The organism is Haemophilus seminalis, assembly GCF_006384255.1.
Lineage (GTDB): Bacteria > Pseudomonadota > Gammaproteobacteria > Enterobacterales > Pasteurellaceae > Haemophilus > Haemophilus seminalis.
On sequence record NZ_VCED01000008.1, the window covers coordinates 1 to 12,051 of the forward strand.

The 12,051-nt window shown below is 38.7% G+C and carries 11 protein-coding genes and 1 rRNA gene; 9 read left to right on the plus strand and 3 right to left on the minus strand.

The features are described 5' to 3' along the window. Positions 1–8: 8 nt before the first annotated feature. From rrf to tnpA, 8 genes are all read left to right on the plus strand, one after another. Positions 9–124 (plus strand): 5S ribosomal RNA (gene rrf, locus FE813_RS09250). Positions 125–381: 257 nt separating this feature from the next. Further along, positions 382–891 (plus strand): peptide deformylase, encoded by a 510-nt coding sequence (def, locus tag FE813_RS09255; protein WP_005633001.1) that lies wholly within the window; start codon positions 382–384, stop codon positions 889–891. A 75-nt stretch (positions 892–966) separates the two neighbouring features. Beyond that, positions 967–1,923 (plus strand): methionyl-tRNA formyltransferase, encoded by a 957-nt coding sequence (gene fmt, locus FE813_RS09260; protein WP_139990316.1) that lies wholly within the window; start codon positions 967–969, stop codon positions 1,921–1,923. Beyond that, positions 1,923–3,275 (plus strand): 16S rRNA (cytosine(967)-C(5))-methyltransferase RsmB, encoded by a 1,353-nt coding sequence (gene rsmB, locus FE813_RS09265; RefSeq protein WP_139990317.1) that lies wholly within the window; start codon positions 1,923–1,925, stop codon positions 3,273–3,275. The genes fmt and rsmB overlap by 1 nt, the downstream gene beginning before the upstream one ends. A gap of 8 nt (positions 3,276–3,283) precedes the next feature. After that, positions 3,284–4,087, plus strand: coding sequence for a glycosyltransferase family 2 protein (locus tag FE813_RS09270; protein ID WP_139990318.1), 804 nt, complete (start codon positions 3,284–3,286; stop codon positions 4,085–4,087). 3 nt (positions 4,088–4,090) lie between these two features. After that, entirely contained in the window at positions 4,091–5,467 is a 1,377-nt protein-coding gene (trkA, locus tag FE813_RS09275; RefSeq protein WP_005633005.1) for a Trk system potassium transporter TrkA, read from the plus strand. A gap of 73 nt (positions 5,468–5,540) precedes the next feature. After that, entirely contained in the window at positions 5,541–5,927 is a 387-nt protein-coding gene (gene mscL / locus FE813_RS09280) for a large-conductance mechanosensitive channel protein MscL (protein ID WP_005630888.1), read from the plus strand. 183 nt (positions 5,928–6,110) lie between these two features. Further along, positions 6,111–6,575, plus strand: coding sequence for an IS200/IS605 family transposase (tnpA, locus tag FE813_RS09285; protein ID WP_139990319.1), 465 nt, complete (start codon positions 6,111–6,113; stop codon positions 6,573–6,575). Between the two features lie 123 nt (positions 6,576–6,698). Here the strand turns inward: tnpA and rpoD are convergent, their stop codons facing one another. The 3 genes from rpoD to rpsU all read right to left on the minus strand — a co-directional run bounded on the left by rpoD (position 6,699) and on the right by rpsU (position 10,784). Then, positions 6,699–8,582: an RNA polymerase sigma factor RpoD gene (rpoD, locus tag FE813_RS09290; protein WP_139990320.1), complete on the minus strand. Its 1,884-nt coding sequence runs from the start codon at positions 8,580–8,582 to the stop codon at positions 6,699–6,701. A gap of 71 nt (positions 8,583–8,653) precedes the next feature. Then, the gene (gene dnaG / locus FE813_RS09295; protein WP_139990321.1) at positions 8,654–10,435 is read right to left on the minus strand and encodes a DNA primase; all 1,782 of its coding nucleotides are present in this window, start codon (positions 10,433–10,435) and stop codon (positions 8,654–8,656) included. A 133-nt stretch (positions 10,436–10,568) separates the two neighbouring features. Further along, the gene (gene rpsU / locus FE813_RS09300) at positions 10,569–10,784 is read right to left on the minus strand and encodes a 30S ribosomal protein S21 (RefSeq protein WP_005627632.1); all 216 of its coding nucleotides are present in this window, start codon (positions 10,782–10,784) and stop codon (positions 10,569–10,571) included. A gap of 231 nt (positions 10,785–11,015) precedes the next feature. Here rpsU and tsaD point away from each other — a divergent pair, with 231 nt between their 5' ends. After that, complete coding sequence (gene tsaD / locus FE813_RS09305) at positions 11,016–12,044, plus strand: tRNA (adenosine(37)-N6)-threonylcarbamoyltransferase complex transferase subunit TsaD (protein WP_139990322.1); 1,029 nt, start codon at positions 11,016–11,018, stop codon at positions 12,042–12,044. The last annotated feature ends 7 nt before the right edge of the window (positions 12,045–12,051 follow it).

Below are 12,051 nucleotides of genomic sequence, written 5' to 3' on the forward strand. Positions count from 1 at the left end.
AGAATTATCCTGGCGGCGATAGTGCGGTGGAACCACCTGACACCATACCGAACTCAGAAGTGAAACGCTGTAATGCCGATGGTAGTGTGGGGCATCCCCATGTGAGAGTAGGGCACCGCCAGGTTACTAAATTTAGATTTAGCTATTTGAAATAAATAGGATAAAGCAAAGCAGAATAAAGAATAAAAGATAAGAACCCCAGTTGAAAAGCTGGGGTTTTATTCTTTTGGAATTTACTCATTATTTAATCAAATAAGAGTTTGATTTTAATTTCCAATAAACAAGTGATTTTTCAACTCATATGAAGTCACATTCCTATAAATGTTTTATTAGCTGTGCTACAATTTCACTAAAATTTTATTCTTAAAAACAAGAGAAATTATGACCGCACTTAATGTATTAATTTATCCTGATGATCATTTGAAGGTTGTCTGTGAGCCTGTTACTGAAGTTAATGATGCAATTCGTAAAATTGTTGATGATATGTTTGATACGATGTATCAAGAGGAAGGTATTGGTTTAGCAGCACCTCAAGTAGATATTTTGCAACGTATTATTACTATTGATGTTGAAGGTGATAAACAAAATCAGCTTGTCTTGATTAATCCTGAAATTTTAGCTTCTGAAGGCGAAACGGGAATTGAAGAGGGGTGTTTATCCATTCCGGGATTCCGTGCGTTGGTGCCTCGTAAAGAAAAAGTGAAAGTGAGAGCGTTAGATCGTGACGGTAAAGAATTTACTTTAGATGCAGATGGTTTGCTTGCGATCTGTATTCAACACGAAATTGATCATTTAAATGGTATTTTATTTGTTGATTATCTTTCTCCACTTAAACGCCAACGTATTAAAGAAAAATTGGTGAAATATAAAAAACAAATTGCGAAACAATAAGCTTCTGATTCTTAATTAAAGTGCGGTTGATTTTAACCGCACTTTTTCCTATCAATCACCATAACGTAGAACATTATGAAATCACTTAATATTATTTTTGCTGGTACGCCAGATTTTGCTGCACAGCATTTACAAGCCATTCTAAATTCTCAACATAATGTGATCGCTATTTATACTCAACCTGATAAACCAGCTGGTCGCGGTAAAAAATTGCAAGCAAGTCCTGTCAAGCAACTTGCTGAGCAAAATAACATTCCCGTTTATCAACCTAAATCTTTACGTAAAGAAGAGGCGCAGTCTGAATTAAAAGCGTTAAATGCAGATGTAATGGTTGTTGTGGCTTATGGATTAATTTTACCTAAAGCTGTATTAGACGCCCCTCGTTTAGGTTGTTTGAATGTGCATGGTTCTATTCTTCCACGTTGGCGAGGAGCGGCGCCTATTCAGCGTTCAATTTGGGCTGGTGATGCACAAACTGGTGTAACCATTATGCAAATGGATGAAGGTTTAGATACAGGTGATATGTTACACAAAGTCTATTGTGATATTTTACCGACTGAAACTTCAACAAGTCTTTATAACAAACTGGCAGAGCTTGCTCCATCGGCATTAATTGATGTTTTAGATAATCTTGAAAGTGGTAAATTTATATCTGAAAAACAAGATGATAGCCAAAGCAATTATGCAGAAAAGCTTTCTAAAGAAGAAGCACAATTAGATTGGTCGCTTCCTGCAATACAACTTGAGCGTAATATCCGTGCTTTTAATCCTTGGCCGATTGCTTATTTTTCAACAGAAGACAAAGATGGTAATGCGCAGACGTTAAAAGTGTATCAAGCGGAAGTGTTGTCTCATCAAGATAAACCAGCGGGAACTATTTTAAGTGCGGATAAAAATGGCATTCAAATTGCGACTGTTGATGGCGTCTTAAACTTATTGCAATTACAACCTGCAGGTAAAAAACCTATGTCTGCACAAGATTTATTAAATGGCCGTGCAGAATGGTTTATTATTGGTAAGGTGCTTGCATAATGAAAAAATTTTCTTCTAAAACTATCAACGTAAAAAATTCAGTAAAAATGACCGCACTTTCGACCAGAGCTATTGCAGCAAACTTAATTTTGCAAGTATTGGATGAGGGCAAATCCTTGTCAGCGTTAATCCCTGAAGTGCAACTTTCTGTAAAAGCTCAAGATTTGCCCTTACTACAAGAAATTTGTTTTGGCGTGTGTCGCGTATTGCCTCGCTTAGAGCAAATTATCAAACGTCTTGTGGATAAGCCGCTTAAAGGTAAAATTCGCATTGTTCATTGCCTGTTACTTGTAGGCTTATACCAATTGCTTTATATGCGAGTACCTGCTCATGCGGCAGTTGATGAAGTTGTGAATGCAATAAAATCATTAAAATCTGATAGTTTTAGAGGATTAGTGAATGCGGTTTTGCGTAGATTTTTACGTGAGCAAGATGAAATTTTGGCAATTGTCGATAAAAATTGGCAAACGCTTCACCCTGAATGGTTTGTGAATAAATTAAAAAAAACCTATCCGAATTGGCGTGAGATCATTGAGGCGAACAATCAGAAACCACCAATGTGGCTACGAGTGAATTCACAAAAAAACGCCCTCGAAACTTACCGTACTTTACTTGAAGAACAAGGTGTTTCTTCGAAAACAAGCCATCACTCTAATGCGCTATGTTTAGATATACCGATTGCTGTGCAAAAATTACCGCACTTTGAAGAAGGGGCTGTTACGGTGCAAGATTTGAGTGCTCAATGGGCGGCAACGTTGCTTGAGCCAAAAAATGAGGAATGGATCCTCGATGCTTGCGCGGCACCGGGTGGTAAGACAACTCATATTTTGGAATTGGCACCTAAAGCTAATGTGATTGCATTAGATGTAGAATCTCATCGCTTAAAACGAGTAGAAGAAAATCTTGAACGTTTAAATCAGCAAGCGATAGTGGTGTGTGGTGATGCGAGTCAACCTGATGAATGGTTAGCTGAAATCGGTAAAAGTGTAGTGAAATTTGACCGAATTTTACTTGATGCTCCTTGTTCTGCTACAGGGGTGATTCGACGCCACCCTGATATAAAATGGTTACGCAAAGAAACCGATATCGTTCAGCTTGTTGAACTACAGAAGAAAATTCTGAGTGCACTTTGGGAAAAACTTAAGCCAAATGGTGTTTTGCTTTATGCGACTTGTTCTGTATTGCCAGAAGAAAATTGCGAACAAATCCAAGCATTTTTAAATGTTCACGCGGATGCGGAGTTATTGCCGTTATCCTTTAGTGATGATGAAAGTGCGGTGGGTTTTCAATTCATTCCGCAACCAAATAGTGGTGATGGGTTCTATTATGCGAAGTTACGTAAATGTGCTTAGAGGCTAAAATGTTTGCCAATATTGATGTCATTATTCCTTGCTATAATGCAGAACAAACGCTATCTCGCGCAGTGCAGTCCGTATTGTCTCAAACTTATTTGGGGAAAATTTGGTTGATTGATGATGGCTCTAAAGATAACACGTTAGCTTTGGCGCAAGAATGGGCTACGCAGTATCCAGAAAAAATAGTTGTTGAGTCTGTGCCGAAAAATAGTGGCGTGGCGAAAGCGCGAAATTGGGGCGCTTTGCAATCAAGTAATGAATTTATTGCTTTTTTAGACGCTGATGATGCTTATGAACAGGGCGCATTAGAAGTTGCAGCGGCGACTTTTCATTTTCAACCAGATACCTCAGTGGTACGTTTAGCATTAAAACCGATTGATTTGCCAGCGCGTTACGCTGAACATCCTAATTTTGAGTTTGCATGGCAACATATGCGAATGACCTGTGGTGGGAGTGTGGTTTTTCGTCGAGCCTTTTTCTTGGCATGTGGTGGTTTCCCACAAGATGAATTATTTCGTCAATTAGGCGGTGAAGATGGCGCACTAGGTATTGCGACAACTAAGATAGCTAAAGTTGCAACGCTATTTAATGATGTTGGCGTACTTCATTACTGCAGAGATGGAATGCATGCAGAACGGCTATTAGATGCGATTTTATTCCAAAAAGCGCCACTGGAGATTACTGAAGAACAAATGGCGCAGGCTAATGGGGTGACAGATGAAATTTGTCGCCAAATTAATGCATTAAAGTGCGGTCTAAATTCATCAGAAATAGGCATTCGTCCTCTTGTATTAGAACGAACGGAGTAAGCGATGAAAATTATTATTTTGGGCGCAGGTCAGGTAGGAACAACGCTTGCCGAAAATTTGGTTAGTGAAGATAACGATATCACACTCGTTGATAACGAGTCCCCACAGTTACAAGCTTTACAAGAAAAGCATGATTTGCGTGTGGTGCAAGGCTCGCCATCATCACCAAAAGTGCTTCGTGATGCAGGTGCGGCCGATGCAGATTTAATGGTTGCCGTAACAGCCTCTGATGAAATCAATATGGTAGCCTGCCAAATGGGCTATACATTATTTAATACACCAACTCGTATTGCTCGTATTCGTAATTCAGAATATTTACGTGAAAAAGATAAGTTATTCAATGATGAAAATGTACCTATTGATCATTTGATTTCGCCTGAAAATCTTGTGACAGATGAAATTACACGCTTAATTGCTTATCCAGGGGCATTACAAGTTGCCCATTTTGCTAATAATCGTATTAGCATGGTTGTGGTAAGAGCTTATTATGGTGGTCCTTTGGTTGGATATGCACTTTCCGCATTTCGTGAACATATGCCACATATTGATTGCCGTATTATGTCTATTTTGCGTAACGGCAAACCGATTCGTCCACAGGGTTCTACTATTGTTGAGGCTGGTGATGAAATCACTTTTATTTGCGCAACTGAGCACATAAAAGCAGTAATGAGTGAACTTCAACGATTAGAAAAACCTTATAAACGCGTAATGATTGTTGGGGGGGGAAATGTTGCCGCTGGCGTTGCGAAATGTTTGGAAAATGTCTGTACCGTAAAATTAATTGAGCGTGATGAGGAACGGGCTAATTTGCTGGCTGAAAAACTTTCAAAAACCTTGGTTTTTTATGGTGATGCGTCTGATCAAAATTTATTGTTTGAAGAGCATATTGAAAACGTTGATGTGTTCCTTTCATTGAGTAGTGATGATGAGGCGAATATTATGTCCGCTTTATTGGCAAAACGTTTGGGAGCCAAGAAAGCAATGGTGCTGATTCAACGAATTGCTTATATAAACCTGATTCAAGGTGGAAGTATTGATATTGTAGTTTCACCACAGCAAGCGACAATTTCTGCTTTACTTGGGCATGTTCGTAAAGGGGATGTGAAAAATGTGGCTACATTACGACATGGTATTGCTGAGGCTATTGAAATTGTCGCGCATGGTGATGAAAGCACCTCCAATGTGGTCGGGCGCAAAATAGGCGAGTTGCGTTTGCCTATGGGAACCATTATTGGTGCTTTATTGCGTGGTAATGATGTAATTGTTGCACGACGCCAAGTTGTGATTGAAGAAGGCGACCATGTGGTGATTTATTTGAGTGATAAGAAGAATGTGCCTGAAATTGAAAAATTGTTCCAGCCAAGTGCATTCTTCATTTAACGATTTATTTACTTTTAAGAGCGACTCATTATAATAGGCGCTCTTTTATTCAATCTCTAAAGGAAAAATTATTATGAGTTTTATTAAAGAATTTCGCGAATTTGCAATGCGCGGTAATGTTGTAGATATGGCTGTCGGTGTGATTATCGGTGGTGCGTTTGGTAAGATCGTAAGTTCACTTGTTAGTGATATTTTTATGCCTGTGCTTGGTATTTTAACCGGTGGCATTGATTTCAAAGATATGAAATTTGTATTAGCTCAAGCACAAGGCGATGTTCCTGCTGTTACTTTAAACTACGGTGTGTTTATTCAGAATGTGATTGATTTCATTATTATTGCTTTTGCAATCTTTATGATGATCAAGGCACTTAATAAAGTGAGAAAACCAGAAGAGAAAAAAGCAGGTCCTACATCAGAAGATTTGCTCACAGAAATTCGTGATTTATTAAAGAATAAATAATGAAATTGAAAAATAAAGGTTGGTAAATATGCCAACCTTTTTTATTATAGTCAGACGCAAGTCTGGCTATAAAACCATACGCTATGCGTATGGAGCCAAATAGCTTAAGCGATGAACAGAAAAAATCCTCACTATATAATGAATAAGGCTGACAACTAAAATTCAACATATAGGAGGATTATCATAGTAAGTAAAACCAGTGACGGTTCGAGTTTATCACACACAAAATGGAACGATAAGTATCATATTGTATTTATCCCTAAGTACAGAAGAAAAGCAATTTATAGAAAGTTAAGAGCAGATATAGGGCAAATATTGAGGCTGTTATGTGACTATCAAAATATGGAGATAATAGAAGCGTATGCAATGCCAGATCATATCCATATGCTCTTAAAAATCCCACCTAAAATATCAGTATCAGGTTTTATGGACTATCTGAAGGGGAAGTCAGCGCTAATGATTTTTGAAAGACACGCGAACTTAAAATATAGATATGGAAATAGGCATTTCTGGGCGAAAGGATTTTTTGTAAGCACAGTAGGGTTAAATACAAAAGCAGTAGAGGATTATATAAGAAACCAAGAAAAAGAAGATATGGTTCAAGATAATTTATCAACGAAAGAACATGTTGACCCTTTTAAGGGGTAATCAAAGAAATAATTAGACGCAGTTGCCAGTTCTCACAAGCCCCTAGAGGGGCTTGTGAAGTATAGGCCCTGATAGGGGAGCCTAAAAACCGCACGTTTTACGTGTGGGTTGTTGTTTATAGATTTAGTCGTCAAGGAAACTTCTTAATGTTTCTGATCGGCTAGGATGACGTAATTTACGTAACGCTTTTGCTTCAATTTGACGAATACGTTCGCGTGTAACGTCGAATTGTTTACCCACTTCTTCAAGTGTATGGTCGGTATTCATATCGATACCAAAACGCATACGTAATACTTTTGCTTCTCGTGGTGTTAGACCTTCAAGAACTTCGTGAGTCGCAACTCTTAAGCTTTGTGCTGTTGCAGAATCTAAAGGAAGTTCTAAGGTTGAATCTTCAATAAAATCACCTAAATGTGAGTCATCGTCATCACCGATAGGCGTTTCCATAGAAATTGGCTCTTTTGCAATTTTCAATACTTTACGGATTTTATCTTCCGGCATACCCATGCGTTCAGCTAATTCTTCTGGTGTTGCTTCACGTCCCATTTCTTGTAGTAACTGGCGAGAAATGCGGTTAAGTTTATTGATTGTTTCAATCATATGTACCGGAATACGGATTGTACGAGCTTGATCTGCAATAGATCGTGTAATTGCTTGGCGAATCCACCAAGTAGCATATGTAGAGAATTTATAACCACGGCGATACTCAAATTTATCTACCGCTTTCATTAAGCCAATATTCCCCTCTTGAATTAAGTCTAGGAATTGTAAACCGCGATTCGTGTATTTTTTCGCGATGGAAATTACTAAACGTAAGTTAGCTTCTACCATTTCTTTTTTAGCACGACGAGCTTTTTGTTCACCTCGAGCGACCGCATCACAAATATCGCGCATTTGGGTAATAGTAAGTTTCGTATTTTCTTCAATGTTAGCTAAGTTGTTTAATGCCTCAAGAATACGTTCTTCATATTTGGGTAAACGTTTTGCCCATGGTTTGCTTGATTTTAAGGCTTTTTGTACCCATTCAGTATTGCTGCCATTAGTTGTAATGAGTTTTTCAAAATCATCTTTTGGCATTCCTGCAATATCAACTAATATTTTTTGTAATTGACGTTCTTCGTAGCGCACACGTTTCATCATTTCTTTCATTGATAAAACGAGTAAATCGAATTGTTTTGGTACTAAGCGAAATTGTTTAAAAATTTCACCAAGCTGCGAAATTTGATCTTGGGCGCGTTTTCCTGAGCGACCATGTTTTTCAATAACTGCAAGCGTTTTGGTGTGTTGCTCTTTTAATTGTTGGAATTTTTCTCTCGCGACTTCTGGATCGATGCTATTATCAGACTCGCTTGAATCTGATGTAGATTCTGACTCGCTTTCGTCTTCATCTTCATTGTCTTCAATATCTGCACTTTCTGATTCTTCTCCGTCTTCAGAAAAGTTTTCATCAATGACATTATGTTCTTCTATTTCAGCATTTGGATCGACAAAACCTGTAATTAGGTCAGCTAAACGGAAGTTTCCTTTTTCCACATCATCATAATTTTTTAGCAACCCATTTAAAGCTTCAGGATAGGCTGCAATGGATGTTTGAACTTCATCAATTCCTTCTTCAATACGTTTTGCAATGCTGATTTCATCTTCACGAGTAAGAAGATCAACCGTTCCCATTTCGCGCATATACATACGGACAGGATCGGTTGTTCGACCGATTTCAGATTCTACATTTGAAAGAATTTGGGTTGCCTCTTCTACCGCATCTTCATCCGGAATGGTGTCATTCAACATCATATCATCGCTTTCTGGGGCTTCGTCTAAGACGGGGATCCCTGCATCATTTTGTAGCGTTTGTAGCAACTTATCGTAATATTCAGGGTCGATGACATCTTCTGGTAATAAATCATTAATTTCTGCATAGGTTAAATAACCTTGAGTGCGACCTAATTCCATCAGTTGTTCGATTTGTTCTGAATATTGTTCAGCCGTAGACTGTTGATTTTTTTCCATTTTTATATCCGTTTTGCTTGATGTGATAGTAGCAATATAATTCTTGTTACGAACTTAGAATTTTATCATTGTTATTGCGGATTAACTAACTGTTTTTTCTGCTGTTCTTTCCCTGCTAAAAGGTGAACGAGTACTGTTTTTTCCTCGTCCGTAAGACCTTCAGCTCGTTCTTTAGCAATAAGCATTTCAATGTCTCGCTCAATGGCTTGAATATTTAAGCGACGATAGTTTTGTGAAAATGAATTGATCATTTCTGCTTCGTCTAATAAATGATCCCAAGTTGCCAGTATTTCAAGGGGATTGCTGTAAGGCGTATCACGGAAGTGCTCTAAAATCTGCCCTGTAGTAATTCCTTCTCGTTGGCGACAAAGTGCGGTCAATTTTTCCAAAATTTCAAAACCAGCTTCTGCACGTAATGCTTGCACACCGCTTTCAGACATACGTTTTACTAATTCAGGATTTTGCAGAAGCAATGAAATGACCATTCGCATTGGTGTCTTCTTGAGCTTATTATTAGCGACTTTTTGTTGTGTATTGGCTTGTTCTAATTGTTTTGGAATAAGATTTTCCAACTGTGTTTGATCAAAAATTCCTAGCTTCTGAGCAAGCATATTGCGTAGTGATAAGCGTAGCATTTCTCCTGGAATTTGGCGAATTAATGGTGCAGCCAAAGCAACTAATTTTCCGCGCCCTTCTTTGCTAGAAAAATCAACTTGTGGACTTAAGTGAGCAAACATAAACTCACTTAAAGATTGTGCACTTTCGATATATTCTTCAAATTTTTCTTTGCCATATTGGCGAATGTAAGTATCAGGATCTTCTCCTTCTGGCAAGAAAATAAATTTGAGTTGTCTGCCATCTTCTAAATAAGGTAACGCATTTTCTAATGCTCTCCACGCTGCATCACGCCCTGCACGGTCACCATCGTAACAACAAACAACTTGCTCAGTCGAACGAAAAATAAGTTGAATTTGTTCTGATGTCGTGGATGTCCCTAAAGAGGCTACCGCATAATCCACGCCAAATTGTGCTAATGCCACCACATCCATATAACCTTCAACAACAAGTAATTGTTTTGGTTCATCGTTGGCTTGTAAGGCTTCGTACAAACCATAAAGCTCGTTACCTTTATGATAAGTAATAGTTTCTGGTGAATTCAGATATTTCGGTTTTTCATCTGTTAATACCCGCCCTCCAAAAGCCACTGTGCGACCACGTTTATCGCGAATAGGAAACATGATGCGATTTCGGAATTTATCGTAAATATTGCCACGATCATTTCGAGAAAGCATGCCTAACTCAATGAGTTTTTGTTGTTCTTCACGATTAACACCAAATTTACGCAGTACCGTATCCATTGCATTCGGTACAAACCCAATTTGGAAACGCTCTATAATTTCAGCCGAAAGCCCACGTTGTTGTAAATATTCTTGCGCTTGCGTATTTAATGGTAATTGACTTTGATAAAACTTGGCAATCACTTGCATTAATTCATAGAGATTTCGTTTGGTTTGATAATTCGCTTGAGGTTTCCCGCTGTTATTAGCACGTTTTTCGTAAGGTACTTCAAGCCCTGCCATCGCTGCAAGTTCTTCAATAGCCTCTACAAATTCAAGTTTGTCATAATCCATTAAAAAGGAAATGGCATTACCGTGTGCGCCACAGCCGAAGCAATGATAAAACTGTTTCTTTTGACTAACGGTGAAGGATGGTGTTTTTTCGTGATGGAAAGGACAACAGGCTTGATAATCGCGTCCAGCTTTTTTTAGTTTTACGCGCGTGTTAATCACATCGACAATATCGGACTTTGTCAGCAAATCATCAATAAAGGGGCGTGGAATAGAACCTTTCATTGTCGAGCCTCCGTGATCGTGGTGTGAAAGTGCGGTCGTTTTTGGCGTAGATTTTTGTTTTACTTAAAGTAACAAAACCGTGAGTCCAAAGGATTCACGGTTTGTCTTAACTCGAGTCAGAAAATACTATAAATTAGTATAAACGGGTATTGCGCGCATTTTCGCGAGCGTTGCGTTTTGCGTGACGTTTTGCAAGTGTTGCATTTTCACGTTTACGAATTGTAGTTGGTTTTTCGTAAAATTCGCGAGCGCGTACTTCAGCTAAGATTCCCGCTTTTTCGCAAGAGCGTTTGAAACGACGTAAAGCTACGTCAAATGATTCGTTTTCACGTACTTTAATTACAGGCATAAGCCAATCACCTCAATGAGTTTAATTTAATTGCAATTTAAAATTTTATTTTCACCAAAGCACCACTGTGCAAATGGTAAATTTAATAAAGGACGCAATTCTAATCTACTTTTAGGGAAAAAGTAAAGGGAAGAATGCCAATTCACCTTAATATTTGTGGTTTCAACTGGTTAAAACCGCTTAAACAGGGTAAAATCGCGCAACATTTTAGGTAATAAATTAAGAAAATCAATGAAAATCTTAGGCATTGAAACCTCCTGTGATGAAACGGGCGTGGCGATTTATGATGAAGAAAAAGGATTAATTGCTAATCAACTTTATACTCAAATTGCCCTGCATGCAGATTATGGTGGTGTGGTTCCTGAATTGGCATCGCGCGATCATATTCGTAAAACAGCCCCTCTTATTAAAGCAGCGTTAGAAGAAGCTAAGTTAACGGCGAGCGATATTGATGGCGTGGCTTATACGAGTGGTCCAGGGCTTGTTGGCGCATTGCTCGTCGGCGCTACGATTGCGCGTTCTTTAGCTTATGCGTGGAATGTTCCTGCGATTGGTGTTCATCATATGGAAGGGCATTTACTTGCGCCAATGCTTGATGAAAATTCACCGCACTTTCCTTTTGTTGCTTTGTTGGTATCGGGTGGTCATACGCAATTAGTGCGTGTAGATGATGTAGGAAAATATGAAGTAATTGGCGAATCCATTGATGATGCTGCAGGTGAAGCCTTTGATAAAACAGCAAAATTACTTGGACTAGATTATCCAGGTGGTGCGGCACTTTCTCGTTTAGCAGAAAAAGGCACGCCAAATCGTTTCACATTTCCACGCCCAATGACAGATCGTGCAGGCCTTGATTTTAGCTTTTCTGGTTTAAAAACGTTTGCCGCGAATACGATTAATCAAGCGATTAAAAACGAGAACGAACTGACAGAACAAACTAAATCGGATATTGCTTATGCTTTCCAAGATGCGGTGGTGGATACACTTGCCATTAAATGTAAGCGCGCATTAAAAGAAACAGGTTATAAACGTTTAGTGATTGCGGGAGGGGTGAGCGCAAATAAAAAACTCCGAGAAACGCTTGCGCACTTAATGCAAAATTTAGGTGGCGAAGTGTTTTATCCTCAACCCCAATTTTGTACAGATAATGGCGCAATGATTGCTTACACAGGTTTTTTACGTTTAAAACAAGGTCAGCATAGCGATCTGGCTATTGATGTTAAGCCTCGTTGGGCAATGACGGAATTACCAGCAATTTAGGAGAAAA

Bases quoted from the DNA above. Each gene is read 5' to 3' on its own strand.
- def (WP_005633001.1), top strand. From the start codon at position 382: ATGACCGCACTTAATGTATTAATTTATCCTGATGATCATTTGAAGGTT.
- fmt (WP_139990316.1), top strand. From the start codon at position 967: ATGAAATCACTTAATATTATTTTTGCTGGTACGCCAGATTTTGCTGCA.
- rsmB (WP_139990317.1), top strand. From the start codon at position 1,923: ATGAAAAAATTTTCTTCTAAAACTATCAACGTAAAAAATTCAGTAAAA.
- FE813_RS09270 (WP_139990318.1), top strand. From the start codon at position 3,284: ATGTTTGCCAATATTGATGTCATTATTCCTTGCTATAATGCAGAACAA.
- trkA (WP_005633005.1), top strand. From the start codon at position 4,091: ATGAAAATTATTATTTTGGGCGCAGGTCAGGTAGGAACAACGCTTGCC.
- mscL (WP_005630888.1), top strand. From the start codon at position 5,541: ATGAGTTTTATTAAAGAATTTCGCGAATTTGCAATGCGCGGTAATGTT.
- rpoD (WP_139990320.1), bottom strand. From the start codon at position 8,582: ATGGAAAAAAATCAACAGTCTACGGCTGAACAATATTCAGAACAAATC.
- dnaG (WP_139990321.1), bottom strand. From the start codon at position 10,435: ATGAAAGGTTCTATTCCACGCCCCTTTATTGATGATTTGCTGACAAAG.
- rpsU (WP_005627632.1), bottom strand. From the start codon at position 10,784: ATGCCTGTAATTAAAGTACGTGAAAACGAATCATTTGACGTAGCTTTA.
- tsaD (WP_139990322.1), top strand. From the start codon at position 11,016: ATGAAAATCTTAGGCATTGAAACCTCCTGTGATGAAACGGGCGTGGCG.